The sequence below is a fragment of the Mycolicibacterium iranicum genome (genome assembly GCF_014190915.1).
In the GTDB taxonomy this organism is placed as follows: Bacteria; Actinomycetota; Actinomycetes; order Mycobacteriales; family Mycobacteriaceae; genus Mycobacterium; species Mycobacterium iranicum_B.
Map to the genome: position 1 here is coordinate 11,978 of NZ_JACHVU010000006.1, position 25,432 is coordinate 37,409.

The window sequence follows — 25,432 nt, forward strand, 5'->3', positions numbered from 1 at the left end:
CGCGTGGACGCCTCCGCCGCGGGGGCGCTACAGGCGAACCTCCGCGACAGCCGCGTGGGCACCTCAGACGCGTGGGCGGGGTTGGCAGCGGGGGCAGTAGAACGACGAGCGGTTCATGAACTTGTCCCGTCGCATGATCGCCCCGCATCGCCGGCAGGGCTCACCCTCGCGGCCGTAGGCGTCCAGCGACCGGTCGAAGTAGCCGGACTCGCCGTTGACATTGACATAGAGCGAATCGAAGGACGTACCGCCCTGGCCCAGCGCGTCGGTCATCACGGCGGCCGCGGCGTCGAGCAGTTCGGCCAGCTTGGCCTTCGACACCCCCGACGCCAGCCGCGCGCCGTTGATCTTGGCGCGCCACAGGGATTCGTCGGCGTAGATGTTGCCGATACCCGACACCACGGTCTGGTCCAGCAGCTGACGTTTGATCTCAGAGTGCTTGCGCCGCAACACCGTGATCACGCCGTCGCGGTCGAACAACGGGTCCAGCGGATCGCGGGCGATGTGGGCGACGGGTGCGGGGACGTCGGTGCCGTCGACAGTGACCAGGTCGGCGAGCATCCATCCACCGAATGTTCGCTGGTCGACGAAACTCAGCGTGGTGCCATCCTCCAGCAGTGCGGCGATGCGCAGGTGGTTGGCATTGGGGACCTCCCCGAGCAACATCTGCCCGCTCATGCCCAGGTGCACCACGAGCGCGGACTGGTCGCCGAGGGTCAGCCACAGGTACTTGCCGCGCCGGCCCGTGCCGGTGATGGTGGTGTCCAGCAACCGCGCCGTCAGGTCTGCGGGCCCGGCTTCGTGCCGCCGTACCGCGCGGGGGTGGTGGACCCTGACGGCCGTGATGGTCTTGCCGGTGACGTGCTCGGCCAGTCCGCGCCTGACGACCTCGACCTCGGGAAGCTCAGGCATCGCGCTCAGTCACTCTTGAGGGCGTGCCATGCCGCCGCGGCGGCCTTGAGTTCGGCCTCTTTCTTGGTCCTGCCGACACCCCGGCCGTACTCCTTCTCACCCACCACGACGACGGCGGTGAACTCTTTGTCGTGGTCCGGGCCGGTCGAGGTGACGATGTATGTCGGTGCGCCCAGCCCCAGCGAGGCCGTCAACTCCTGCAGGCTGCTCTTCCAGTCCAGACCGGCGCCCAGCGTGGGGGCGGTGTCGAGCAGGGAGGCGAACAGACGCAGGATCACTTCGCGGGCCGCCGTCGCGCCGTGCTCCAGATAGATTGCGCCCAGCAGTGATTCGACACCGTCGGCGAGGATGCTGGACTTGTCGGCGCCCCCGGAGTTCTCTTCGCCACGGCCGAGCAGCAGATAGGCGCCCAGGCCGTGCTCGGTGAGGTTGCGACCCACATCGGCCAGAGCCTGGGTGTTGACGATGCTGGCGCGCAGCTTGGCCAGATCGCCCTCGGAGCGGTCGGGGTGGCGGTGATAGAGCTCTTCGGTGATCGTGAGCCCGAGCACCGAATCGCCGAGGAACTCCAGACGTTCGTTGGTCGGCACGCCGCCGTTCTCGTAGGAATAGCTGCGGTGCGTCAGAGCGATGGTGAGCAGCTCGCCGGGCAGGTCGATGCCGAGGGCTTCCAGCAGAAGCCCGCGGTCTACCGTCACGACTCGTCCCCGGCTCGTTGCTCGCGGCCCTCGGTGGTCTGCTCGCGCAGGTCTGCCAGCTTGGCCCAGCGCGGGTCGATCTTCTCGTGGTGATGCCCCGGCTCGGCGTCGGCCAGACGCACCCCGCACTCGGTACACAGGCCCGCGCAGTCGGGTGTGCAGACGGGCGAGAACGGCAGCGCGAGGCCGACTGCGTCGATCACCGACTGTTCGAGGTCGACGACGTCGCTGCCGCCGGCACGACCGACGCGCGGGATCTCGTCGGCCTCGGTGGTCTCGTCGGTGGTGCTGTCCGGGTAGGCGAACAGCTCGGTGAGATCGATCTCGACCTCACCGGTGACCGGTGTCAGGCATCGCGCGCATTCGCCGGACGTCGGCGCCGACACCGTGCCGGTGACCAGCACACCTTCGGACACCGACTGCAGCTGCAGAGTCAGCTCCATGGGGGCACCTTCGGCGATGGCGATCAGCTCCACCCCGATGCGCGCGGGGCTGGGCACCGTCTCCTCGACGGTGATCATCGAGCCGGGGCGTCGCCCCAGCCGCGAGATGTCGATCACCAGCGGCGACCGTGAACCCCGGTGCGCCGCAGCGTTAACGTGCGTCGCCATGTCCGTATCGTACGGTGAGCTCAGCAGCGGTTCCGACGGCGTGCCCGTGTGAGGATCGCAGGGTTACCGCGCCGCGTAGTCGTGCGTGCCGGCCGAGGTGCGCAGCTGATGGCGTCCGCGCCCGACGGACCGCAATGTTCCGTTCAGGAAGTCCTCGAACTCGGCCAGTTTGCTGTCGACGTAGATGTCGCATTCTCCGCGCAGCCGGTCGGCCTCGGCGTGCGCCGAGTCGATCATCCGGGTGGCCTCCGCGGTCGCGGTCGCAACGACCTCGGTCTGCGAGACCAGCCGCTGCTGCTCCTTGATGCCTTCCTGGACGGCCTTCTCGTAGGCCAGGTTGCCGCTTTCGAGCAGGCGGTCGGCTTCGGATTTCGCACGCCCCGTGCTGGCCTCGTACTCCCGCTTGGCCGTCGCGGCGAGGCGGGCGGCCTCGTCGCGGGCCTCGGTCACCATGCGTTCGCTGTGTTGCCGCGCCTCGGCGACCATGCGATCGGCCTGCGACTTGGCGTCGGCGAGCAGCCGGTCCGCCTCGGCCCTGGCGTGGTTGACCATCGAGTCGGCCTCGGCGTTGGCCGTGGACACGGTCGACTCGGCATGGTCCTTGGCTTCCCGCAGCATTGAATCGCGGGCGTCCAGGACGTCCTGGGCGTCATCGAGCTCGCCCGGGATCGCATCCTTGATGTCGTCGATCAGCTCCAGCACGTCGCCGCGCGGCACCACACAGCCTGCCGTCATGGGGACACCGCGGGCCTCTTCGACGATCGCACCCAACTCATCGAGAGCTTCGAACACTCGGTACACGGCGACACCCTCCAGGCGTAGTTGTTAGTGACCAGTGTGCCTGGTGATACGCCTGTGACTCGGCTAGCGACCCGGTGTGTCGCATTCCGTCACACCGGGCCGCCGGCCGCGATCACCGCAGGGCGGATCCGATGACGTCGCGTGCGCGATCCAGCATCGACGCGAACGGACCGACCGCGAAGTTCAGCGTCGCCGACTCCACACCGGGATGCGGACGGGTGGGCGCGATGGCCTCGGCGGCCTGTACCGCACCGGCCATCCGCTTCAGATCGTCGGCGTCGAGCTCCTGCGTGAGCTTGGTGAACTCCTCGATCTCCTCGTGCTCGGCGTGTGCCAGCACGACGTCGCGGAACTTGGTCAGCTCGGCGACGAACTCGTCCGAGGCGATGTCCATGTTCTCCAGGGCCACCAGCTGCTCTTTGGAGACGTGCTCCTCGTGTAGCAGCGAATCGGCGATGTCGTCGCCTTCGTCGACCTCCCTGCGCACCCGCGGGTGCACGACCATCTCCTCGGCGGTCTCGTGTACGGCGAGCAGCTGCCGCAGGTCGGTAAAGGCCTTCTCGCGAGCCTTCGGCTCGGTGGCGTGGATCACGTCGTCGAACATGTCCCTGATCAGGTTGTGCTGATCTTTGAGGAAAGCGACGACGTCGTCGGTGGATTGCACGAATGTCTCGGGCACAGCGGTACCTCCGTCGGGCAGTGTGTGGGATGCCTGCGCATACGGGCTGTACGCAGGCGTCCTTCACATACCCACGGCGGGCGGGCTCAAGCGCGCTCGGCCAGCTTGGCCTGCAGTCGCGCGTTGACCGGCGCCGGCAGGAGGTCGGTGACATCGCCGCCGAGCGTCGCCACCTCCTTGGCCAGCGAGGACGACACGAACGAGTAGCGCGGTGTCGTCGCGACGAAGAACGTGTCGACCCCGGCGACGTGCTTGTTCATCTGGGCCATCTGCAGCTCGTACTCGAAATCGGTGCCCGTGCGCAGCCCCTTGACGATGGCGGTCAGGCCCCGGTCCTTGACGAAGTCCACGATGAGACCCCGCCCCGATTCGACACGCACGTTCGGCAGATGACCCGTGGACTCCTGGATCAGGGCGATCCGCTCGTCCAGCGTGAACATGCCCTTCTTGTTCGGATTGACCATGACGGCGATGACGAGCTCGTCGAACTGCGCCGCCGCCCGCTCGAAGATGTCGATGTGACCGAGGGTCACCGGATCGAAGGACCCCGGGCACACGGCTCCGCTCATGGCACGTGACGGTAGCAGGCGGCAGGTGACGTCACCGCAGGCCGCGAGGACGGATCACCGCGCCGAGGGGAGCCGCCGCGACGGTGACAGCAGACGCTTTCGGCGCGAAAAAGACTGCGGCGGGGACGCTTTCAGTGTGCGTGGCTGCTGTCGGTCACCCGCCGAGGGCTGCCATCTCCAGCCGGGTGTCCCCGTAGCGGCGCGATTTCCACGGCGTCCAGACCGGCGGCCACGGGATCTCGGGCCCGGACGCGGGTCGTTCCACCACCGCGATCGTGCCCGGCGCGGTCCATCCGCCGGAGGTCAGCGATGCGACCACCTCGCCCACCTGGGTGTCGCTCACCTCGTAGGGAGGGTCGGCGAGAACGAGGTCGACCGGCCTCGACGCACCGGCGTCGAGCACCGACGCCACGGGTGCGCGGCGCACCGTGGCACCGCGTGCGCCCAGAGCGATGATGTTCTGCTCGATCACTGCGGCCGCTCGCGCGTCGGACTCCACGAACAGCGCCGATCTCGCGCCCCGGGACAGCGCCTCCAGCCCGAGGGCGCCCGACCCTGCGTACAGGTCGAGCACGTCTATGCCGGCGAAGTCCAGCCGCGCCGCCAGCAGGTTGAACAGGGCCTCGCGGACACGGTCGGTGGTGGGCCGGGTGCCGCGCCCCGACTTCTGCTGCGGCACAGCGATTCTGCGACCGCCGTAGGACCCGGCGACGATCCGGGTCAGGTCGACTCCCCGTCCGTTTTGCTTCCGCCCGCCGAACCGATCACCACCAGCAGGTCCCCGCCTTCCACCTGGGCGGTGGCCGAGACCGCCACGCGGCCCACGGTTCCGCCCTTCGGAGCGGTGATCGCCGCCTCCATCTTCATCGCCTCGATCGTCGCGATCGTCTGGCCCGCCTCCACCGCGTCGCCCTCGCCGACCGTGACGGTGACGACGCCGGCGAACGGTGCGGCCACGTGATCGGGATTGGTGCGGTCGGCTTTCTCCGCGGCGGGGACGTCGCTGGCCACACTGCGATCGCGCACGACCACGGGCCGCAGTTGTCCGTTCAGGATGCACATCACGGTGCGCATGCCGCGCTCGTCGGGGTCCGAGATCGCCTCCAGGCCGATCAGGAGTTCGACGCCGCGCTCGAGGGTGACGCGGTGTTCGTCGCCGTGGCGCAGACCGTAGAAGAACTGGTTGGCCGACAGGCTCGACGTGTCGCCGTACTGTTCGCGGTGCGCCTCGAACTCCTTCGTCGGGCCGGGGAAGAGCAGCCGGTTCAACGTGGCCTGCCGCGCGGGCCCCGCCTCTCGCAATGCCTCGGTGTCCTCGGCGGACACCTCGGCCTGCGGTTTGGCCTCGGCGCGACCGGCGAGCGCCTTGGAGCGCAGCGGCTCCGGCCAGCCACCGGGCGGGTCGCCCAGCTCGCCGCGCAGGAAACCGATGACCGAGTCCGGAATGTCGAAACGTTCCGGATCAGAGGCGAACTCGTCGGCGGACACGCCGGCCCCGACCAACGCCAGCGCGAGATCGCCGACCACCTTGGATGACGGCGTCACCTTCACCAGCCGGCCCAGGATCCGGTCCGAGGCGGCGTAGCTGGCTTCGATCTGCTCGAAGCGGTCACCGAGCCCCAGCGCGATTGCCTGCTGACGCAGATTCGACAGCTGGCCGCCGGGGATCTCGTGGTGGTAGACCCGGCCCGTCGGAGTCGTCGGGCCTGCCGCGGCAACGTCGAACGGCGCGTACACCTTTCGCAGCGCCTCCCAGAAGGGCTCGAGATCGCACACCGCCGCCAGTGAGAGGCCGGTGTCGAACTCGGTGTGCGCGGTGGCCGCCACGATCGAGCTCAGCGCCGGCTGACTGGTGGTTCCTGCCAGCGGCGACGAGGCGCCGTCGACCGCACTGGCCCCGGCCTGCCAGGCGGCCAGGTACGTGGCCAGCTGCCCACCCGGGGTGTCGTGGGTGTGGACGTGCACCGGCAGGTCGAACCGGCTGCGCAGCGCGCCGACGAGCGCGGCGGCCGCCTGCGGTCGCAGCAGTCCGGCCATGTCCTTGATGCCCAGCACGTGCGCGCCGGCGTCGACGATCTGCTCGGCGAGCTTGAGGTAGTAGTCCAGCGTGTAGAGGTTCTCCCCCGGGTCGGAGAGGTCGCCCGTGTAGGACATCGCGACTTCTGCCACCGACGTGCCGGTCTCGCGGACCGCGTCGATGGCCGGTCGCATCGAGTCGACGTTGTTCAGGGCGTCGAAGATACGGTAGATGTCGATGCCGGTTGCGGTGGCCTCCTGCACGAAGGCATGCGTGACGGACTCCGGATAGGGCGTGTACCCGACGGTGTTGCGCCCCCGCAGCAGCATCTGCAGACAGATGTTCGGCACGGCCTCGCGCAACGCGGCCAGCCGCTCCCACGGGTCTTCCTTGAGGAAGCGCAGTGCGACGTCGTAGGTCGCCCCGCCCCAGCATTCGATCGACAGCAGCTGGGGCGTCATCCGCGCGATGTAGGGCGCGACCATCAGCAGCCCCGAGGAGCGAATCCTGGTGGCCAGCAACGACTGATGGGCATCCCGGAACGTGGTGTCGGTGACGCCGACCGACTTCGACTCACGCATCCAACGCGCGAACGCCTCGGGCCCCACCTCGGTCAGCAGGTGTTTGCTGCCCCGCGGCGGCATCGAGTCCAGGTCGATCTCGGGCAGCTTGTCCTGCGGGTAGACCGACGACGGCCGCGGGCCGTGCGGCTGGTTGACCGTGACGTCGGCCAGGTAGTTGAGGATCTTCGTGCCGCGGTCGGCCGGTGTGTGCGAGGTGAGCAGCCCCGGCCGGTCGTCGATGAACGACGTGTTGACCCGTCCCGCGCGGAAGTCCGCGTCGTCGATGACCGCCTGCAGGAACGGGATGTTCGTCGACACCCCGCGCACGCGGAACTCCGCGAGCGCCCGGTGTGCGCGGGCCACCGCGGTCGCGAAATCCCTGCCGCGACAGGTGAGTTTGACCAGCATCGAGTCGAAGTGCGCACCGATCTCGGCGCCCAGCACCGCACCGCCGTCGAGCCGGATGCCGGCGCCGCCGGGCGAGCGGTACGCCGTGATGCGCCCGGTGTCGGGGCGGAAACCGTTGGCGGGGTCCTCGGTGGTGATCCGGCACTGCATCGCCGCACCGCGGATCACCAGGTCGTCCTGGCTGAGGCCGAGCTGGGCCAGCGTCTGCCCGGAGGCGATGCGCAGCTGGCTGGCGACCAGGTCGACGTCGGTGATCTCCTCGGTGACGGTGTGCTCCACCTGGATGCGGGGATTGCACTCGATGAAAACGTGGTGGCCGCGCTCGTCGAGGAGGAACTCGACCGTGCCGGCGCACGTGTAGTCGATCTCGCGCGCGAACGCGACGGCGTCGGCGCAGATCTTCTGACGGAGCTCCTCGGACAGGTTCGGGGCGGGCGCCAGTTCGATGACCTTCTGGTGGCGCCGCTGCACACTGCAGTCGCGCTCGAAGAGGTGCATCACGTTGCCGTCCGAGTCCGCCAGGATCTGCACCTCGATGTGGCGCGGGTTGAGGACAGCCTGCTCCAGGTAGACCGTGGGGTCGCCGAAGGCCGATTCGGCCTCGCGGCTGGCCGCCTCGATCGCCTCGGCGAGCGCCTCGGGCTCGGCGACCCGGCGCATGCCGCGGCCGCCGCCACCGGACACCGCTTTGACGAAGAGGGGGAACTCCATCGATTCGGAGGCCGCGACCAGGTCCTCCACCGAGGCCGACGGCTCCGACGACGCGAGCACCGGCAGGCCTGCGGACCGCGCCGCGGCGATCGCGCGGGCCTTGTTGCCGGTCAGTTCCAGGACGCCGGCGCTGGGTCCGACGAAGGTGATGCCGGCCTGCGCGCACGCGGCCGCGAGTTCGGGATTCTCCGACAGGAACCCGTAGCCGGGGTACACCGCATCGGCACCGGCCGCCAGGGCCACCCGCATGATCTCGTCGACGGACAGGTAGGCCCGCACGGGGTGCCCGACATCGCCGATCTGATAGGACTCGTCGGCCTTCAGTCGATGCAGGGAATTGCGGTCCTCGTGCGGATAGACGGCGACCGTCGCGATGCCCATTTCGTAGGCGGCGCGGAACGCGCGGATCGCGATCTCACCACGGTTGGCGACGAGGACCTTGGTTATCTGACCAGCCACGGTTCACCTTAACCTTGCAGGTCAATCTCACAGACCCCGACTGCGGGGTGTGATCAGAACCCGCCAGGCGGCCCCAGACCGGCGCCGGTCAGATCAGCGTCGACCAGTAGTTCCAGAACCGTTCCAGGATCAGCAGCAGCACGCCGGTGAACCACAGTGTGACCAGCGACCAGCGCCAGGTGTGCAGGGCCCGCAGGACGGCGTTGCCGCTGCGCTGTGGCTGCACGGCGATCGACGCGGTGACCACCAGCAGCGGGATCGTCACGGCCCACACCACCATGCAGTACGGGCACAGGGCCCCGATGCGGTACAGGCTCTGGAAGATCAGCCAGTGCACGAACACCGTGCCCAGCAGTGACCCGGCCGCCAGCCCCGCCCAGTACCAGCGCGGCAGGTTCACCCTGGCCAGCGCGAGAACCCCACTCACCACGACGACCGTGAACGCCACGATGCCGATCAGGGGGTTCGGGAAACCGAACAGCGACGCCTGCGGGGTGATCATCACCGAGCCACATGACAGGACCGGGTTGATGCTGCACGACGGGATGTAATCCGGATTGATCAGCAGCTCGATCTTCTCAACCGTCAGCGTGAGTGCCGCGGCCAGCCCGACGACACCCGCGATGAGGACCCAGAGGCCGCTGCTGCGCGGCACCGCGACCGGCGTCGGCTCGTCGCCCGACGGATCGGTGTGTTCGACCGAGCTGGTCGCGGTGACCGTCATGACGCGGGAACCGGCTGCGGTGCGGGAGCGGGCGGAGCGGCTTCCAGGCCGGGCACGTCGCCGACGATCTCCTTGATCTTGGCGACCAGCGCTTCGGGGGTGCTGTACTGGTAGTCCTCGCCGTTGATGCGCACGGTCGGCGTCGACTTGATGCCGGTGGCGCCGGCCAGACCGCCGACGAGGTCGACGTAGGTGCCGTTGTTGATGCACTCGGGGACGGCGCCGCTGGCGCCGGCCTGGCGGGCGATCTCGACGAGCCGGGCGTTGTCCGGGAAGGCCGAGCCGGTCTCACCGGGCTGCTGTGCGTACAGGGCGCCGTGGAATCGGCGGAATGCGTCGGTGGACTCGTCGGCGACACAGTAGGCCGCAGCACCGGCGCGGGCCGGGTAGTTCTGGTTCTGCGGACGGTCGAGGATGGCGACCATGTAGTAGTCCGCGGCGATGGCGCCGGCATCGACGAGCTTGGAGATCGTGGGCCCGAACTGCTGCTCGAAGTCGCCGCAGTGCGGGCACAGGAAGTCCTCGTACATGCTGAGCACCGCCTTGGGCTCGTCGGTGCCTTCCTTCTTGATCACGCTCGACGACTCGACGCGGATGGCGCGGGCCTCACCGGCGGTGGGCTTGTCGTCGGCGGACAACACGATGTAGAGCACCAGGGTCACCGCGAAGATGACGACGACGGCGGTCAGACCGATCTGGACGAGCAGGTTGCGCTTACGGTCCGCTGCCTTCAGGTCGTACCGCGCGTTCTTCTTGGGTTTGGTGGCCACGGGACACAGAGTACCGGCGTCGTGACCCGCGGTTAGCCGCCGCGGGTCAGATGCGCGCGCAGGGCGGAGATGAAGTCCGCTGTCGCGGTCGCGCTGTCGCCGCCGAGCGGGAAGAAGTTCGCGAAGCCGTGCACGACTGTCCCGTACTCCCGGTAGTCGACGGGCGTCCCGGCGGCGCGCAGCGCCTCGGCGTACTGCCTGCCCTCGTCGCGCAGGGGGTCGAAGCCGGCGGTGACGAGCAGCGCGGGCGGCAGGCCCGACAGGTCGCCGTGCTGCAACGGCGAGACACGCGGGTCGGTGGTCAGGATCCCCGTCCCGGCCAGGTGGGTCGCCTTGAACCAGTCGATGTCGTGCCTGGTGAGGAAGAACCCGTTGGCGAACAGCGTCAGGGACCGGGTCTGAGCGTCGGCGTCGATCCCCGGGTAGATCAGCAGCTGCAGCGCGGGTAGCTGGACCTTCTCGTCGCGGGCCCGCAGCGACACGAGGGCGGTCAGATTACCGCCCGCGCTGTCGCCGCCGACCGCGACGCGGGCCGGGTCGGCGCCCAGTTCGGCGGCGTGCTCGAGAGCCCACAGGTAGGACGCGTAGGCGTCCTCGAAGCCGGCGGGCGCCTTGTGCTCGGGGGCCAGGCGGTAATCGACCGACAGCACGTGGATACGCGCCTGGCTGCACATCTCGCGGCACAGATCGTCGTGGGTGTCGATGCTGCCCATCGCGTGTCCTCCGCCGTGGAAGAAGACCAGCAGCGCGGCGTCGGGGGCGTCGGGGGCGTAGTGACGGGCCTTGATGGGGCCGCTGCCGCCGGTCACCGTCAGGTCGGTCACCGACGACACCGGGATGTGCTGCTTGAAGCTGACGGCGAGGGTTTCGAGCTGCTCGCGCGCGGTGACGACGTCGTCTCCGCCGACCAGACCGTCCAGGCCGAGTGCGTGCTGGCCGGCCAGCATCAGCTGAAGTGTGGTGTCCAGAGTGTTGCCGTCCAGGGTGATCGTTCGCCGACCCAGCATCAACCGCTTGAGGGGCTCGGGAATGTGAGGAAGCCCTCGCAGGGTGACACCGGCCACCCGGTTGGCGACCTTCTCGGCCAGCGTGGCCTTGCGGCGGGACTGGTGTGCCGCGGCATTCGCGGGTCGATCTGCGGCGATGTGCGTCACGGCGCGCTCCTTAACGTGGTCTCGGCCGAAATCGGCGCCAGCCTACGGCGTGGCGCACGCCCGGGCGCATGGTAGGCCGGTATGAGGAAGACATGACTGGCGGCAATATAGTCGGCGCCAGCAATCCACTTCAGAGAAGAAGGTGACATGACGTCGGCGGCATCGATCCCCACCGTCACGCTGAACGACGACAACACCATGCCGGTGATCGGCCTCGGTGTGGGTGAGTTGTCGGAAGCGGAGACCGAACAGGCCGTCCTGGCCGCGCTGAAATCCGGCTACCGGCTGATCGACACGGCGGCTGCCTACGGCAACGAGGCCGCGGTCGGCCGCGCCGTGGCCGCGTCGGGCGTGCCCAGGGACGAACTGTTCATCACGACCAAGCTCGCTGTCGAGGATCTCGGCTTCCAGTCCTCCCAGGATGCCCTGCGGGCCAGCCTCGAGCGGCTCGGCATGGACTACGTGGACCTCTACCTGATCCACTGGCCCGTCGGCAACGGCGGCCAGTACGTCGACAGCTGGGGCGGCCTGATGAAGGATAAGGAGATCGGGCTCGCCCGCTCGATCGGGGTGGCGAATTTCCACGCCCAGCACCTCGACGACATCATCGGCCTGTCCTACTTCACGCCGGCGGTCAACCAGATCGAGCTGCATCCCCTGCTGAACCAGGCCGAGCTGCGTGCGGTCAACGCCGAGCAAGGGATCGCCACCCAGGCCTACAGCCCCCTGGGCGTGGGCAACCTGCTGTCCAACCCCGCGGTGACCACGGTGGCCGAGGCGCACGGCCGGACGCCCGCCCAGGTGCTGATCCGCTGGAACCTGCAGCTGGGCAACAGCGTGGTTTCCCGCTCCTCCTCTCCCGAGCGGATCGCCTCGAACATCGAGGTGTTCGACTTCGAGCTCACCGACGAGCAGATGGCGACGCTGAGCGGGCTCGACGAGGGCACCCGGTTCCGCCCGGACCCCGAGACCTACACCGGTTCCTGACGATTCGGCCGCCGGTCGGCACCGACTACTAGGTGATGTAGTAGCCGAGCGGTAGGGTTCGCCCATGCGTACGCCGAAGGCGCGTGCCCGCGGGGTGCGCGGCGCCCTGGTCGGGGTGTCTTCGGCTGCGACGACCACCGGTGCCCACGCCGCCGGCGGTGGCGGCCTTCCCACCGGGACCGCCCTCGTCCTGACTCTGCTGCTGTGCGCCACCGTCGGCGCGCTGATCGGCAGCCTGCGCCTCACAGGCCGGCGCACCGCATGGGCCGCGACCGCCGCCGCACTCGGCGTGGCACAGTTCGCCGGCCACGCCGCGCTCACGGTCGCCGGCCACCACCATCACGGCGTGGACCTCGCGCCGGGCCCGGCGATGATCGCCGCACACGTCGCGGCCGCGATCGTTCTCGGCGGCGCCATCTCTGCGGCGGAATATCTCTACGTCGTCTGCGCGTCGGTGCTGTGCTGGCTGCAACTGTTCACCCGCCGGGCAGCCCGGCCGGCGCCGCGAATCCGGCGACGCGCCACGAAAGTCGTTGTCGCCCGGCCTGTTCTGGTCACCGGGCGAGGCATGCGGGCACCGCCGAGGGGTTTCGCGACCGCCTGACGGTCTTCTCCTCTCCTCGCACCCCACTCCGCGCCGCACGCCTCGCTGCGGCGCGTGCCCCGCCGTCGCGCCTCAGTGCGCGGGCGGCGACCCCGCGTCGTCTCGACCGAGAGAGCCTCTTCCCGCATGACCATTCCCGACGAAACCGTCGAACCGTCCCTGTCCGAAACCCCTCCGACTCAGGCGATCCCGAAGCACCGCTGGCGTGCCTTCGTCGTCCGCCTGCACTTCTACGCCGGCGTCCTCGTCGGGCCGTTCCTGATCGTCGCCGCAGTCACCGGCGGCCTGTACGCGCTCGCACCGACCATCGAGAATGTCGTCTACCGGGATGTCTTGACCGTCGACGCCGCCGATCGGGTGCTGCCGCTGGGCGAACAGATCAACGCCGCTCAGGCGTCCCATCCCGGGCTGGCCGTGACGGGTGTCCGGCCCGCACCCGAGGCCGGCCGGTCCACCCGCGTCTACCTCGCCGACCCCGCCCTCGACGAAGAGCTGCTGCGCGCGGTGTTCGTCGACCCGCACACGGGCCGCGTTCTGGGTGACGAAGTCACCTGGCTGGGTTATCTGCCGGTGAGCACGTGGCTGGACGGCCTGCACCGCCACCTGAACCTCGGCGAGCCCGGGCGGATCTACAGCGAGGTCGCCGCGTCCTGGCTGTGGGTGATCGCGCTCGGCGGGCTGTATCTGTGGGTGGTCAAAGCCGCAGGCGACCGCCGCCGCGGCCGCAAGTCCAGGGTGCTGACAGTGGGCGACGAGGTCACCGGTCGCTCGCGGACGCTCAATTGGCATGGCGCAACCGGGGTGTGGCTGCTGGCAGGACTGCTGTTCCTGTCCGCGACCGGCATCACCTGGTCGACCTACGCGGGGGCGCATGTCACCGACATCCGCTCCGCGCTCGACTGGGAGCGCCCGCAGCTCGATACGGCCCTGCCCGCCGGTGGCGAGCACGCGTCGCACGGTGCTGCGACGGACCACCAGCATGCGATGGACCCGGCGGCGGTGAACTTCGAGGCGGTGCTGACCGCGGCGTCCGCCGCAGGGGTACACGCCCCCGTCGAGGTCACCCTGCCCACCGGGCACGGAGACGGCGTCACGGTGAGCGAGATCGACGAGCCGTACCGGTGGACGACGAACGCGGCCGTCATCGATCCGGACGGCCCCACCATGACCGGCCGCATCGACTACTGGCAGGACTATTCGGTCATCGCCAAGCTCGCCGACTGGGGGATCCGGGCGCACATGGGATTCCTGTTCGGGCTTCTCAACCAGCTGCTCCTGCTCGGCATCGCGGTCGGTCTGCTGACGGTCATCGGGCGCGGGTACCGGATGTGGTGGCAGCGCAGACCCACCAGGGGTAGCCATTGGGCGGTCGGCAGACCGCCGGTCCGCGGCGGGCTCCGACGCCTGTCCCCCGTCGCCGCCGCCGCTGTCCTCGCCCTCACCGCTGTCGTCGGCTGGTTCCTGCCGGCGCTGGGGGTGACACTGCTGCTGTTCGCCGGCGTGGATGTGGTGCTCGCGGCGATCAAGCGTCGGAAGGTGTCCGACAGTGTCTGAAAAACTCTGCTACACAGTTCTTCTGATCGCTTCACTACTGACGGGCTGCGCGTCGGCGGGACCGGGGGCCGCCGCGCCGATGGCGTCGGCGGTGACCCTCGACGATGCGTGGGCCGGTGCGGCGGACACGGGGATGACGGCCGTGTTCGGAACCCTCACCAACACAGGTAGCCGCGAGGCGCGGCTCGTCGGCGGCCGGTCACCCGCTGCGGCGACGGTGGAGGTGCACGAGGTCGCCGCAGGGGCGAACGGCATCCCGACGATGCGGCCCAAGGCGGGCGGGATCACCGTCCCGGCGGGCGGAGCGCACGATCTCGAACCCGGCGGCGACCACCTGATGTTGATGGACCTGACGGGGCCGCTGAAGCCCGGGGCCGATGTCTCGGTGACGGTCACCTTCGAGGACGGGTCGACGCTTGCGGTGGTCGCGCAGGTGCGAGATTTCGCCGGCGGCAACGAGGAATACTCCCCCGGCGCCCACGGTCATGGGTGATCGCCGATGGGCCGTCAACCGGCGGCGCCTCCTCACCGGGGGCGCCGCCCTGGCGGCCACCGGAGCCCTGACCGGTTGTGTCGCAGGGGAAACCGCAGCGCCCGCTGCGGGTTTCGGTTCGGACACCGAACCGTTCCACGGCGTGCACCAGGCCGGCGTCGACACCCCGCCCCAGGCACACGGGCTGTTCGTCGCACTGGACCTGAGGGCCGGTACCGGACGTGAGGCCCGAGACGCCCTGACGTCGGTGCTGAGGTTGTGGAGCGCCGACGCGGCCCGCCTGACCCAGGGCGACCCCGCGCTCGCCGACACCGAACCCGAGCTGGCCCACCGGCCGGCACGGTTGAGCGTGACGGTCGGACTGGGCCCGCACACCTTCGACCGCATCGGCCTCGCGGATCGCCGGCCGGTGTCGGCGGCGGACCTGCCCCCGTTCGGCACCGACCGGCTCGACGAGCGGTGGTGCGGCGGTGAGATTCTCCTGCAGATCTGCGCCGACGACCCCGTCGTGGTCGCGCACACCGCTCGGGTGCTGCTGAAGAACGTCCGCACGCTGACCACACAACGCTGGCGGCAGAACGGCTTTCGTCCCGCCCGGGGCGCGGACACCTCCGGGGCGACGATGCGCAACCTGATGGGGCAGGTCGATGGTACCGCCAACCTGCGCACGCCCGACGACGTCGACCGCCACGTCTGGGACGACGGGTCCGACCAGAGTTGGTTCGCAGGCGGCACGGTCCTGGTGCTGCGCAGGATCCGCGCCGAGCTCGACACCTGGGACGAACTCGACCGAGCGAGCAAGGAGCTGACCGTCGGCCGGCGCCTGAGCACGGGGGCACCGCTGACCGGCCGAGACGAGTTCGACGAACCGGACTTCGGCGCGGCGGAGAACGGCATACCGGTCATTCCGCCGAACTCTCACGTCGCACTGGCACGCCACCGCGCGGAGAGTGAGCGGTTCCTGCGCCGGGCGTACAACTACGACGACCCACCGCGAGACGGAACCACCGACGCCGGGCTGATCTTCGCTGCGTATCAACGGGATCCGTCGTTGCAGTTCGTGCCGGTGCAGCGCCGCCTCGCCGAGGCCGATGCGCTCAACCCGTGGATCACGACCGTCGGGTCGGCGGTGTTCGCCGTCCTGCCCGGCGTTCCGGAGGGAGGCTATCTGGGTCGGCAACTCCTCCAGTGAGCTGACCGCGCCGGGCTGTCGTCCTACATCGTGGCGGGCATCCCCGCGCCGCCCGACATCGTCGGTGAGACCGACGGCACCGAGATGGTCGGCGCACTGATCGTCGGCATCGGAATCGTCGGTGGGGTGATCGCCGGCGGAGCGATCATCGGCGGCGGAGCGATCACAGGCGGCGGTGCGATAGGTGGCGGTGCAATCGGCGGCGGTGCGATCGGGGGCGCGATCGGCGGCGGGGGTGGCGCGGCCGGCGGGGGCGGTGCCGCGGGTGGGGGCGGGGGCGGCGGCAGGTAGGGACTTCCCACACAGGCGGCGTCAGCCGGATTCGTCATGCAGGAGGGATCGAGCGGCCCGGTGGGAGGGCCCGGCGCCGCCGGGGGCGCGGCGTAGGGCCCGCCCTGGCAGACGGGGTCGGTGGGCATCGACACGCATCGGGGATCACCGGGACCGGTGGGCGCTCCGGGGTCGGGCGCCGCCCCGGCAGGCGCAGACGCTGTCAACGCTGCGATTCCGGCCACCGCGACGCACGCCAGCGCGCCCCCGATCATCCGTCCGAAGCCCAACCGTCCGAAGCCCGGAAACGACGTCGTCATGCAGTTCTCCTCACGCACCGCCCCGAAGGACGCACCGGCCACCGCAGACCGTGCGGCGCCCTCATGGTGGCACGGCAACCCCGCGCCCGGAGCCGAATCGAAGAGGCCTGCAATTAGCCGCGTGCGTCAATTGAGTTGCTGTTGAGCACGTTTGGCGGCAGCGTGGCGAGGTCAGGCTGCCGGGCACGTCTGCGTCGCCGCGCGCAGCACCGGCACCGAGGGCGCGTCGACGGGCAGCGCGTAGCCGCGGAGCACCTCGATGTACTGCATCGCGTACTGGCAGTGGAACGCACCGTTGGCCGGCATCCACAGCGACGGCTGCTTGTCACCCTTGTCCTGGTTCGCCGCGCCGGCGACCGCGAGCAGGTTCGCCGGGTCGTTGGCGAACCGTACCCGCCTCTCCTCGGTCCAGTTGCGCGCGCCCAGATCCCACGCCAGGGCCAGCGGCACCAGGTGGTCGATCTGCACGGCCGCACCCGTCTGATTGCCGCGGGTGAACGCGACCGTGGCATTCGTGTACGGGTCGAGCAGAACGCCGGTCGCCACGGCGGTCGGGCACCGCGAGATCGCCACATAGGTCTTGTCGAGGAGGTCGCGGTCCAGGATGTCGTTGCGGGTGTCGCAGCCGTTGTGACCGCCGGGCGCCGAGGTCTCGTCGGTCCACGATTCACCGAAAGCATCTCTGCGATAGTCGTTCCCGCGAATCCGGGCGGGCACCTCGGCAATGCCGGCGAGCACGTCGACACCCGGGGCGACCGTCGGGATGTCGGCTTCGGCGACGAATCGCGACGGGCCTTCGGACGCCGCGCTCACCTGGTAGGCGACGATCACCGAGAGCAGCACGGCAATGGCGAGCCACAGGGTGTGGGAACGGCTCACGACATGTCCAGAAACTGCACTTTGTCGGTGTCGATGAACGGAGCCGACAGGGCTGCCATCCCGCGGTCGGACGGATCGGTCTCGAATACCGCCTCGCACAGTTCCTTCGCCGCCAGGATGATCTCCAGATGGTGGGCCAGCGACAGGAACCGCAGTGTGATCGCCCGGCCCGACTGGTGGTAACCCAGCACATCGCCCTCGCTGCGCTCCTGCAGGTCGAGGTCGGCAAGCGTGAACCCGTCCTGCGTCGCGGCGACCGCCCTCAACCGCTTCCCGGCCTTCGACGTCTCGGGCAGCTGGGTGGCCAGCAGGCACAGGCTCGGGTGTTCGCCTCGGCCGATGCGCCCGCGGAGCTGATGCAGCTGGCTGATACCGAACCGATCGGCGTCCATCACGACCATCACGGTCGCGTTCGGGACATCCACCCCGACCTCGATCACCGTCGTGCACACGAGCACGTCGATCTCGCCGGCGCGGAACGCCGCCATCACGGCATCCTTCTCCTCGGCGGGCAGGCGTCCGTGCATGAGGCCCAGCCGAAGCCCTTTGAGGGGCCCCTGCGCGAGGCGCGCGAGCAGCTCGGTGACGGTGACCGGCGGAGGGCCCGCCTCGTGGGTCTCTTTCTTCGCAGCGGCCTTCGCTTTCTTCGCGCCCTCGGCCGGCTTGTCGTCCTCGTCGATGCGGGAGGCCACCACATAGGCCTGTCGACCGGTGGCGACCTCCTCGGCGATGCGCTGCCAGGCCCGGTCGAGCCAGGACGGCTTGTCCCTGACGAAGATGGTGTTGGTCGTGATGGGCTGACGCCCACGAGGCAGCTCGCGCAGGGTGGAGGTCTCGAGGTCGCCGTAGAAGGTGAGCGCGACCGTGCGCGGTATCGGCGTGGCGGTCATCACCAGCAGATGTGGGCTGATGCCCTCAGGAGCCTTGGCGCGCAACCGATCCCGCTGCTCGACGCCGAACCGGTGCTGCTCGTCGACGACCACCATCCCGAGGTTGTCGAACTCGACCGCATCCTGGAGCAGGGCATGGGTGCCGATGACGATGCCGGCCTCACCCGAGGCCACCTCGCGGCGCACGTCGCGCTTCTGCTGCGCCGTCATCGAACCCGTCAGCAGAGCCACCCTGGTGGCGTTCTCGGCGCCACCGAGCTCTCCGGCGCTCGCCAGAGGTCCGAGCATCGCACGGATGGACAGCGCATGCTGCGCGGCAAGCACTTCGGTGGGAGCCAGCAGCGCACACTGGTAGCCGGCATCGATCATCTGGAGCATCGCCAGCAGTGACACCACGGTCTTTCCCGAACCGACCTCGCCCTGCAGCATGCGGTTCATCGGCCGGGTGGCCCCCAGTTCGGCCGAGATGGTGTCCAGGACGTCGCGCTGGCCTGCGGTGAGTTCGAATGGCAGCTGCGCCGTCATCGCCGCCCGCAGCCCGCCGTCACGGGCGGCCGCCGCGGGGCCCGCGCCGCTGAGCTCGCTGTGCCGGCGGGTGACCAGACCCCACTGCAACCCCGCCGCCTCGTCGTAGGTCAGCCGCTCGATCGCCCGGGCGCGGTCGGCGGCGTTCTCGGCGAGGTGCACGGCGCGCAGTGCCTCGTCTTCGGACATCAGATCGTGTTCGCGCACAAACCATTCGGGCAGAGTCTCGGGAACCGGGTCGAGGACGGCCAGCGCCTGGCGCACGCACGCGTAGATGTCCCACGTCTGCACCTTGGCGGTGGCCCGGTAGATGGGGAAGAAATCCTTCTCGAACTCGGCCAGCAGCTCGTCGCCGGTCGCGTCGGACCCAGCGGCGATCGAGGTCAGCGACTTGGTCCCCACGGTCTTCCCCGAGGCCGAGTCCAGCACCATGAACGCCGGGTGCGTGAGTTGCATGGTGCCGCGGAAGTAGCCGACCTCACCCGAGAGCAGCACCTTGGTCCCCTCGACGAGGGTGTGCTTGAGCCACTTGGCGTTGAAGAAGGTGGCGGTGACCTTGGGGCGGCGGTCCCGCAGCGTGACGACGAGAAACTCGCGCTTGGGCTGGCGGTTGGTCCATTTCCGCTCGGCCTTGGCGATCACGTCGACGAAGGTGACGTGCTCCCCCTCGTCGAGGTCGAGCTCCTCACCCTCGCCGCGGGTGGTCATCGCGTCGCTGTACTTGCGCGGGAAGTAACGCAGCAGATCTTCCACCGTGCGCAGGCCGAGGTGTTCCTCCAGGGGATCCGCGGCCTTCCTGCCGATCACGAAATCCAGACCGTCATCGAGTGTCGCCATGTCACTCCACCCCGATCAGCAGGGCGTCGACGCGGTGGCCGGTGTGGAACGTGACCATCTCGGTGCCGGGGTGGCTGGAGTGCACGTGGTCTGTCAGCGCGGCGCCGACCTCCGGTCCGATGCCGTCGCCGGTCAGGACCGTCACCAGTTCGCCGCCGGCTGCCAGCAGCAGATCGATCAGACCCGCTGCGGCCGAGACGATGTCGTCGCCGACCACGACCACCTCGTCGCCGGCGATGCCGAGCCCGTCCCCCGGTTTGCAGGTACCGGCCCAGGTGAGCGCCTCCGCGGCGGCCACCCGCACCGATCCGAAGCGTGCCGCGGCGGCGGCCCTGGCCATCGTGTAGCCGTCGTCGACGAGCCGCCGCTCCGGATCGTGAACGGCCAGCGCAGCGAGACCCTGCACCATCGATCCGGTGGGCACCGGCACCATGTCGATCCCCCAGTCCGAGGCCACCGCGCAACCCGCGACGATCTCCTCGGCGGCGACATAACCGTTGGGCAGCACCATGACCTGGGCGGCTCCGGTGTTGATCAGCGCATGCAGCAGTTGCTGCGCGCTGACCGGGACATCGGGCGAGGGACGCAGCACCTCGGCGCCTTCGCCGGCGAACAGACGATCGGCGCCGTCGCCGTCCACCACCGCCAGCACGGCCCGTTCCCGGCTCCAGCTGCCGGCGGGCAGCCGGTCCCCGCCGCCGGCCAGCGAGGTGATCTGGATCCGGCTCAACGTGCCGACGGACAGGCCCGCCTCGACGGCGGCCCCGGCGTCGTCGGCGTGCACGTGGACCGAGTAGTGACCGGCGCCGCCGTCCTCGGCGGCCCCGAACCCGGACGCGGCGATCGCGACGGAGTCACCGAGGTCGTCGAGGCGGGCCCGCAGACTCTCGACGTGCTGTGCTTCGCACCCGCTCAGCAGGTACATGACCTCGAACCGAGGGGAGGGCTGCAGGGACGGCGCGGCGGCACCGCCGTCCCTCGGTGCCGGGCGATAGACGGTGCGGGCGGCGACGTGGCCGGTCAGGGTCGCGGTCAACGCGTCGAGCAGGACCAGCAGGCCCCGGCCGCCGGCGTCGACGACACCGGCGTCGGCGAGCACGTCGAGCTGGGTCGGGGTGCGCTCGAGCGCGGCGGCGGCGGCGTCGGCACTCGCGGCGACGACGGCGTCCACGTCGCGCTGCTCGGACACCGTGTCCTCCGCGGCCGCGGCGGCGTCGTGCAGGACCGACACGATGGTTCCCGGCACCGCCTCGCCCATCGACGCGACCGCGAGTGTGACTGCGTGGCGCAGTGCCGCGGCGAGCAGCGCGCCGTCGATGTCGGACAGCACCCCGTCGAGCTCCTCGGCGGCGGCCGCGGTGACCTCGGCCACCGCCCGCAGGATCTGCGACAGGATCACCCCGGAGTTGCCGCGGGCACCGCGCAGCGCCCCGTCGGCCAGCGCGGCGGCGACGGCGGGGATGTCGTCGCCGGCGCCGCAGTTGTCCGCCGCGGCCCAGGCCGCACGCATCGTGAACAGCATGTTCGTGCCCGTGTCCGCATCGGCGACCGGGAAGACGTTGAGCTCGTTGATCTCGTCGGTGTGACTGATCAGCGCGGCCACCGCGGTGTGTGCCCAACGCCGAAGGGCGGAGGCATCGAGCCGCCGAGCCGACATCCCACCTCCCTGTGCTGGCGCTGTCGGCGTCAGCCTAGTCAGTGGGACGGACAGCACCGAAGACCGCAGCACGGGCCCTGTGGACACCCGCGATCACCGCCTTCGGGTGATCGTTGTTTTTGGTTATCAGGGAGGTGGCCGGTATTCTGATCGGGTTGTCGGGACGGCCCGCCGCCGCGGTGGCAGGAAGCCCAGACCCGATGTAGAACCTGAAGACCCCAAAGTACTGATTCGAGGAGTTCGAACTATGGCTGCCGTGTGCGAGATCTGCGGGAAGGGCCCCGGCTTCGGCAAGTCGGTGTCGCACTCCCATCGCCGGACCAGCCGTCGGTGGAATCCGAACATCCAGTCGGTGCGGGCCACGTCGACCCCCGGTGGCAACAAGCACCGCGTCAACGTCTGCACCTCGTGCCTCAAGGCCGGCAAGGTCTCGCGCGGCTGATCTGAGACGGGGCGCGCCCGCTAGGGCAGACGCCAGTCGATCGGCTCGGCCCCACGTTGCGCCAACAGCTCGTTGGCGCGGCTGAACGGTCTCGACCCGAAGAACCCCCGCGACGCCGAGAGCGGCGACGGATGGGCTGACTCGATCACCGCCGTGTCGTCGAGCATGGGTTTCAGCGTCGATGCATCCCTGCCCCACAGCACCGCCACCATCGGCTTCCTGCGCGCCACCAGCGCACGGATCGCACACTCGGTGACCGCTTCCCACCCCTTGCCGCGGTGGGACGCCGGTGTTCCCGGGCGCACTGTCAGAACCCGGTTCAGCAGCATCACACCCTGCTCGCACCACGGCGTCAGGTCGCCCGTGGACGGCGCCGGGAATCCCAGATCCTCGCGGTACTCCTTGAAGATGTTGTCCAGGCTGCGCGGCAGCGGCCGGACGTCGGGCGCCACCGAGAAACTCAGCCCGACCGCATGTCCCGGTGTCGGATAAGGATCCTGCCCGACGATCAGCACCCGCACGTTCTCCATCGGAAACGTGAACGCGCGCAACACATTCGGTCCCGCCGGCAGATATCGGTGACCTTCGGAGAGTTCCGTGCGCAGGAACTCACCCATCTGCGTCACCTGGTCTTCGACGGGGGCCAGGGCCGCAGCCCAGCCGTGGTCGATCAATCCGTGAAGAGGGCGTGCTGTCACGAGAGGCCAACTTAGCGGGCGCGCGGTCAGAACGACTGCCACCCCGGGCTGCCCTGCCACGGCGTGCCGTCGACCGTCACCCGCGGTGCCTGGTCACCGGCCTGCGCGACGGTGCCGATGACGCGCCACGCCGGCGGCACCGCACCGGGGAACGACGCCACGAGTGCGTGGTCCTCCCCGCCGCCGAGGACCCACACCAGCGGGTCGGCACCCAGCGCGGCGGCCGCCGCGGCCAGAGCGTCGAGGTCGGGACGCAGACCCGCCGTCGACACGTCGATGCGCACCCCCGACGCCGTGGCGATGTGACCGAGGTCGGCGAGCAGCCCATCGGAGACGTCGGTCATCGCGGTGGCACCGGAGTCCGCGGCAACCATCCCCTGACCGTACGGTGGTTCGGGCACCAGGTGCCGTGTGCGGAGATCGTCGAACCCGCCGACGTCGTTGTGCCACAGCAGATATCCCGCCTGCGAGCGACCCAGGTCGCCCGCGACGGCGACCACGTCGCCCGGCAGCGCACCGTCCCTGCGCACCGGCGCCCGCCCGCCGAGGTCACCGAGCGCGGCCACGGAGACGACCCACTGCGGCGCCGCGACCATGTCGCCGCCCACGATGCCGGCGCCCATCAAGCCCGCCTCGTGCCACATGCCGTCGGCGAGTTCGACCGCCCTGGCGCCGACGGTGTCCCCCGGCGCGCCGAAGCCCACGACGAACGCCGTTGCCCGCGCCCCCATCGCTTCGATGTCAGCAGCGTTCTGCGCGATGGCTTTTCGGCCGACGTCGTGCGGGGACGACCAATCCAGCCGAAAGTGCCGGTTCTCGATCAGCATGTCGGTGCACACCACGGTCCTGCCGTCAGCGGCGCCGACGACCGCGGCGTCGTCACCGGGGCCGACGGCGACGAACGAGGGTTGGCGACGCCCGGTCACCAGCCGGTCGATGACGGCGAACTCGCCCAGCCCGGACAGGGTCACCTCGGCGTCCTCGGCCGTCATGTCCGCTCCTCCAGTCGACTTCGTAGCCTGAACGCCCGGCCCACCTGCGGTACGTTTGGTCCCTGCGGCGTGGAGTCTATGCAGCCAGACGGAGGGATTTCGGCGTGGTCGAGGCTTTTGTTCTCATCCAGACCGAGGTCGGCCGCGCCGAGGTGATCGCCAAGCAGCTCAGCGGGCTCGCCGGGGTGTTGTCGTCGGAATACGTCACCGGCCCCTACGACGTCGTGGCGCGCGTCGGGGCGCGGACCGCCGACGAGCTCACGGCGACGGTGGTGCCCAGCGTGCAGCAGGTCTCCGGAATCACACGCACGCTGACCTGTCCGATCGCCGGTGGGGCGCAGCCCTAGAGTTCTGCCTGTGGACAGCCAGACCGGGGACGGCCCGCCTCGCGCCGTGCTCATCGCCGCACTCGTCGTCGCCGTCGGCGGTCTCGTCGGGGTACTGGCCGTGGCCGCGCTCAATCAACGCACGCCCGGGCAGGAGCCCGTGGCGGTCACCGCCGCCCCCGCACCGCAGGCCGACAGCCCTCAGTGCCGCGCCCTGCTCGACGGCCTGCCCGAGCAGCTCGGGGACTTTCGACGGGCCCCACTGGTGGACCCGGCCCCACCGGGCGCGGCGGCGTGGCAGCGCGTCGACGGCGGCGAAGCCCTCATCCTCCGGTGTGGACTCGATCGGCCGGCCGAGTTCACGGTCGGGGCACCCCTGCAGGTGGTGGATGCGGTGCAGTGGTTCCGGGTCGAGGATCCCGCCGGCGGCGACCGGAGTACGTGGTTCGCCGTGGACCGCGCGGTATATGTCGCGCTGACGCTGCCACCGGAGTCGGGGCCGACCCCGATCCAGGGCCTGTCGGCGACGCTGGCCGACACCCTGCCGGCTCGCCCGCCGGATCCTGCGCCCCTGGGGTGACCGCCGCTAGCGCAGACCGGTGCCGCGGGCCACGGCCGTCTCGACCATCGTCGCGAGCAGCGTCGGATAGTCGATACCGCTGGCCGCCCACATGCGGGGATACATCGAGATCGTGGTGAACCCGGGCATCGTGTTGATCTCGTTGATCACCGGGCCGTCGTCGGTGAGGAAGAAGTCGACGCGCGCCAGCCCCTGGCAGTCGATCGCGTCGAACGCCTGGATCGCGAGACCCCGGACCGCCTCGGCCACCGCATCGTCGACCTTGGCCGGCACGTCGAGTTCGGCCCCGTCGTCGAGGTACTTCGTCTCGAAGTCGTAGAAGCCGTCTTCGCGTCCGCGCACCCCGGCCACGCGGATCTCACCCAGCGCGCTGGCCTCGAGGTGGCCGTCCGGGAACTCCAGGACGCCGCACTCCAGTTCGCGGCCGGGCACGGCGGCCTCGATGATGACCTTGGGGTCGTGCCGGCGGGCCTCGTCGACGGCTGCGGGGAGCAGGTCCCAGCTGGTGACGCGGCTGACGCCGATGGACGAACCCCCGCGGGCCGGCTTGACGAAGACCGGCAGCCCGAGACGCTCCCTGTCCTCCAGTGCCAATGTGCTCTCGTGGGCGCGCAGCACGACGTGATCCCCCACGGGCAACCCGGCGGCGATCAGGAGCTTCTTGGTGAATTCCTTGTCCATGCCCGCGGCGCTGGCCAAGACCCCCGCACCCACATACGGGACACCGGCCAGTTCCAGCAGGCCCTGAATCGTGCCGTCCTCCCCGTAGGGGCCGTGCAGCACGGGGAAGACGACGTCGACGGCGGCCAGCATGTCGCCGGCGCCTTCGCCCAGGGACAGCAGCTGACCGCGCCGCGCCGGGTCGGCGGCCAGCGTCAGCTCGGTGCCCGAGGACTCGGAGACGCCGGGCAGATTGCCGTCGGTGATGGCCAGCGTCTCCGGACGGCCGTCGGTCAGCACCCACGAGCCGGCGGGCGTGATACCGACCGCGGTCACCTCGAAGCGCTGCGGATCGAGGTTGCGCAGGATGCTGCCTGCCGACACACACGAGATCGCGTGTTCGGAGCTACGTCCGCCGTAGACAACGGCGACGCGGATGCGGGCACTCAC

Annotated in this window: 26 protein-coding genes; 9 read left to right on the forward strand and 17 right to left on the reverse strand. The window is 69.9% G+C overall.

Annotated features, from left to right (window positions below; all coding sequences use genetic code 11):
* Window positions 1-63: 63 nt before the first annotated feature.
* The 11 genes from mutM to FHR72_RS14585 all read right to left on the reverse strand — a co-directional run bounded on the left by mutM (window position 64) and on the right by FHR72_RS14585 (window position 11,076).
* Complete coding sequence (gene mutM, locus FHR72_RS14535; protein WP_183469177.1) at window positions 64-912, reverse strand: bifunctional DNA-formamidopyrimidine glycosylase/DNA-(apurinic or apyrimidinic site) lyase; 849 nt, start codon at window positions 910-912, stop codon at window positions 64-66.
* 5 nt (window positions 913-917) lie between these two features.
* Window positions 918-1,610: a ribonuclease III gene (gene rnc / locus FHR72_RS14540; protein ID WP_183469179.1), complete on the reverse strand. Its 693-nt coding sequence runs from the start codon at window positions 1,608-1,610 to the stop codon at window positions 918-920.
* On the reverse strand, window positions 1,607-2,221 hold the full coding sequence (locus FHR72_RS14545) for a YceD family protein (protein WP_183469181.1): 615 nt from the start codon (window positions 2,219-2,221) through the stop codon (window positions 1,607-1,609). Before FHR72_RS14545 ends, rnc begins: the two co-directional genes overlap by 4 nt.
* A 63-nt stretch (window positions 2,222-2,284) precedes the next feature.
* Window positions 2,285-3,022, reverse strand: coding sequence for a cell division protein SepIVA (gene sepIVA, locus FHR72_RS14550; protein ID WP_183469183.1), 738 nt, complete (start codon window positions 3,020-3,022; stop codon window positions 2,285-2,287).
* Between the two features lie 112 nt (window positions 3,023-3,134).
* Window positions 3,135-3,701, reverse strand: a complete 567-nt coding sequence (locus tag FHR72_RS14555) for a hemerythrin domain-containing protein (protein WP_183469185.1) — start codon at window positions 3,699-3,701, stop codon at window positions 3,135-3,137.
* 86 nt (window positions 3,702-3,787) lie between these two features.
* Window positions 3,788-4,270 carry a pantetheine-phosphate adenylyltransferase gene (coaD, locus tag FHR72_RS14560; protein ID WP_183469187.1) on the reverse strand — a complete coding sequence of 161 codons (483 nt, stop codon included), beginning with the start codon at window positions 4,268-4,270 and terminating at the stop codon, window positions 3,788-3,790.
* Window positions 4,271-4,424: 154 nt separating this feature from the next.
* Complete coding sequence (rsmD, locus tag FHR72_RS14565; protein ID WP_183469651.1) at window positions 4,425-4,994, reverse strand: 16S rRNA (guanine(966)-N(2))-methyltransferase RsmD; 570 nt, start codon at window positions 4,992-4,994, stop codon at window positions 4,425-4,427.
* Window positions 4,991-8,428 (reverse strand): pyruvate carboxylase, encoded by a 3,438-nt coding sequence (locus tag FHR72_RS14570; RefSeq protein WP_183469189.1) that lies wholly within the window; start codon window positions 8,426-8,428, stop codon window positions 4,991-4,993. The genes rsmD and FHR72_RS14570 overlap by 4 nt, the downstream gene beginning before the upstream one ends.
* Window positions 8,429-8,516: 88 nt before the next feature.
* Complete coding sequence (locus FHR72_RS14575) at window positions 8,517-9,152, reverse strand: vitamin K epoxide reductase family protein (protein ID WP_183469191.1); 636 nt, start codon at window positions 9,150-9,152, stop codon at window positions 8,517-8,519.
* Window positions 9,149-9,922 (reverse strand): DsbA family protein, encoded by a 774-nt coding sequence (locus tag FHR72_RS14580; protein ID WP_183469193.1) that lies wholly within the window; start codon window positions 9,920-9,922, stop codon window positions 9,149-9,151. The genes FHR72_RS14575 and FHR72_RS14580 overlap by 4 nt, the downstream gene beginning before the upstream one ends.
* Before the next feature lie 32 nt (window positions 9,923-9,954).
* Complete coding sequence (locus tag FHR72_RS14585; protein ID WP_396888448.1) at window positions 9,955-11,076, reverse strand: alpha/beta hydrolase; 1,122 nt, start codon at window positions 11,074-11,076, stop codon at window positions 9,955-9,957.
* A 147-nt stretch (window positions 11,077-11,223) separates the two neighbouring features.
* Here FHR72_RS14585 and FHR72_RS14590 point away from each other — a divergent pair, with 147 nt between their 5' ends.
* From FHR72_RS14590 to FHR72_RS14615, 6 genes are all read left to right on the forward strand, one after another.
* Window positions 11,224-12,063, forward strand: coding sequence for an aldo/keto reductase (locus FHR72_RS14590; protein WP_183469195.1), 840 nt, complete (start codon window positions 11,224-11,226; stop codon window positions 12,061-12,063).
* A 64-nt stretch (window positions 12,064-12,127) separates the two neighbouring features.
* Window positions 12,128-12,667: a hypothetical protein gene (locus FHR72_RS14595; protein ID WP_183469197.1), complete on the forward strand. Its 540-nt coding sequence runs from the start codon at window positions 12,128-12,130 to the stop codon at window positions 12,665-12,667.
* A gap of 126 nt (window positions 12,668-12,793) precedes the next feature.
* Window positions 12,794-14,221, forward strand: coding sequence for a PepSY-associated TM helix domain-containing protein (locus FHR72_RS14600; RefSeq protein ID WP_183469199.1), 1,428 nt, complete (start codon window positions 12,794-12,796; stop codon window positions 14,219-14,221).
* On the forward strand, window positions 14,214-14,714 hold the full coding sequence (locus tag FHR72_RS14605) for a copper chaperone PCu(A)C (RefSeq protein WP_396888449.1): 501 nt from the start codon (window positions 14,214-14,216) through the stop codon (window positions 14,712-14,714). Before FHR72_RS14600 ends, FHR72_RS14605 begins: the two co-directional genes overlap by 8 nt.
* Entirely contained in the window at window positions 14,707-15,906 is a 1,200-nt protein-coding gene (locus FHR72_RS14610; protein WP_183469203.1) for a Dyp-type peroxidase, read from the forward strand. Before FHR72_RS14605 ends, FHR72_RS14610 begins: the two co-directional genes overlap by 8 nt.
* A gap of 30 nt (window positions 15,907-15,936) precedes the next feature.
* Window positions 15,937-16,197, forward strand: coding sequence for a hypothetical protein (locus FHR72_RS14615; protein WP_183469205.1), 261 nt, complete (start codon window positions 15,937-15,939; stop codon window positions 16,195-16,197).
* A gap of 470 nt (window positions 16,198-16,667) precedes the next feature.
* On the opposite strand, the gene FHR72_RS14620 is transcribed toward FHR72_RS14615, so the two are convergent.
* From FHR72_RS14620 to FHR72_RS14630, 3 genes are read right to left on the reverse strand one after another with little or no spacing between them, the layout of a single operon-like run.
* The gene (locus FHR72_RS14620) at window positions 16,668-17,375 is read right to left on the reverse strand and encodes an HNH endonuclease family protein (RefSeq protein ID WP_183469207.1); all 708 of its coding nucleotides are present in this window, start codon (window positions 17,373-17,375) and stop codon (window positions 16,668-16,670) included.
* Window positions 17,372-19,627, reverse strand: a complete 2,256-nt coding sequence (gene recG, locus FHR72_RS14625) for an ATP-dependent DNA helicase RecG (protein ID WP_183469209.1) — start codon at window positions 19,625-19,627, stop codon at window positions 17,372-17,374. Before recG ends, FHR72_RS14620 begins: the two co-directional genes overlap by 4 nt.
* A 1-nt stretch (window position 19,628) precedes the next feature.
* Window positions 19,629-21,284, reverse strand: a complete 1,656-nt coding sequence (locus tag FHR72_RS14630; RefSeq protein WP_183469211.1) for a fatty acid kinase ATP-binding subunit FakA — start codon at window positions 21,282-21,284, stop codon at window positions 19,629-19,631.
* Between the two features lie 247 nt (window positions 21,285-21,531).
* Between FHR72_RS14630 and rpmB the strand changes: the two genes are divergently transcribed.
* Entirely contained in the window at window positions 21,532-21,726 is a 195-nt protein-coding gene (gene rpmB, locus FHR72_RS14635; protein WP_183469213.1) for a 50S ribosomal protein L28, read from the forward strand.
* Window positions 21,727-21,746: 20 nt separating this feature from the next.
* Here rpmB and FHR72_RS14640 read toward each other — a convergent pair whose 3' ends face one another.
* A complete protein-coding gene (locus FHR72_RS14640; protein WP_183469215.1) occupies window positions 21,747-22,424 on the reverse strand; it encodes a uracil-DNA glycosylase in 678 nt (225 codons plus the stop codon).
* 26 nt (window positions 22,425-22,450) lie between these two features.
* Window positions 22,451-23,416, reverse strand: a complete 966-nt coding sequence (locus tag FHR72_RS14645; RefSeq protein WP_183469217.1) for a thiamine-phosphate kinase — start codon at window positions 23,414-23,416, stop codon at window positions 22,451-22,453.
* 104 nt (window positions 23,417-23,520) lie between these two features.
* On the opposite strand from FHR72_RS14645, the gene FHR72_RS14650 reads away from it, so the two are divergent.
* Together FHR72_RS14650 and FHR72_RS14655 are read left to right on the forward strand one after the other, a co-directional pair.
* A complete protein-coding gene (locus FHR72_RS14650; RefSeq protein ID WP_183469219.1) occupies window positions 23,521-23,763 on the forward strand; it encodes an Lrp/AsnC ligand binding domain-containing protein in 243 nt (80 codons plus the stop codon).
* Window positions 23,764-23,773: 10 nt separating this feature from the next.
* A complete protein-coding gene (locus FHR72_RS14655) occupies window positions 23,774-24,322 on the forward strand; it encodes a DUF3515 domain-containing protein (protein WP_183469221.1) in 549 nt (182 codons plus the stop codon).
* A gap of 6 nt (window positions 24,323-24,328) precedes the next feature.
* Here the strand turns inward: FHR72_RS14655 and FHR72_RS14660 are convergent, their stop codons facing one another.
* Window positions 24,329-25,432, reverse strand: a complete 1,104-nt coding sequence (locus tag FHR72_RS14660; protein ID WP_183469223.1) for a D-alanine--D-alanine ligase family protein — start codon at window positions 25,430-25,432, stop codon at window positions 24,329-24,331.

What these genes read in the sequence shown, in the direction of transcription:
- FHR72_RS14610 (WP_183469203.1), top strand. Translation starts at nt 14,707, where the DNA reads ATGGGTGATCGCCGATGGGCCGTCAACCGGCGGCGCCTCCTCACCGGG.
- rpmB (WP_183469213.1), top strand. Translation starts at nt 21,532, where the DNA reads ATGGCTGCCGTGTGCGAGATCTGCGGGAAGGGCCCCGGCTTCGGCAAG.
- recG (WP_183469209.1), bottom strand. Translation starts at nt 19,627, where the DNA reads ATGGCGACACTCGATGACGGTCTGGATTTCGTGATCGGCAGGAAGGCC.
- FHR72_RS14545 (WP_183469181.1), bottom strand. Translation starts at nt 2,221, where the DNA reads ATGGCGACGCACGTTAACGCTGCGGCGCACCGGGGTTCACGGTCGCCG.
- FHR72_RS14645 (WP_183469217.1), bottom strand. Translation starts at nt 23,416, where the DNA reads ATGACGGCCGAGGACGCCGAGGTGACCCTGTCCGGGCTGGGCGAGTTC.
- FHR72_RS14590 (WP_183469195.1), top strand. Translation starts at nt 11,224, where the DNA reads ATGACGTCGGCGGCATCGATCCCCACCGTCACGCTGAACGACGACAAC.
- FHR72_RS14595 (WP_183469197.1), top strand. Translation starts at nt 12,128, where the DNA reads ATGCGTACGCCGAAGGCGCGTGCCCGCGGGGTGCGCGGCGCCCTGGTC.
- mutM (WP_183469177.1), bottom strand. Translation starts at nt 912, where the DNA reads ATGCCTGAGCTTCCCGAGGTCGAGGTCGTCAGGCGCGGACTGGCCGAG.
- FHR72_RS14600 (WP_183469199.1), top strand. Translation starts at nt 12,794, where the DNA reads ATGACCATTCCCGACGAAACCGTCGAACCGTCCCTGTCCGAAACCCCT.
- coaD (WP_183469187.1), bottom strand. Translation starts at nt 4,270, where the DNA reads ATGAGCGGAGCCGTGTGCCCGGGGTCCTTCGATCCGGTGACCCTCGGT.
- FHR72_RS14630 (WP_183469211.1), bottom strand. Translation starts at nt 21,284, where the DNA reads ATGTCGGCTCGGCGGCTCGATGCCTCCGCCCTTCGGCGTTGGGCACAC.
- FHR72_RS14575 (WP_183469191.1), bottom strand. Translation starts at nt 9,152, where the DNA reads ATGACGGTCACCGCGACCAGCTCGGTCGAACACACCGATCCGTCGGGC.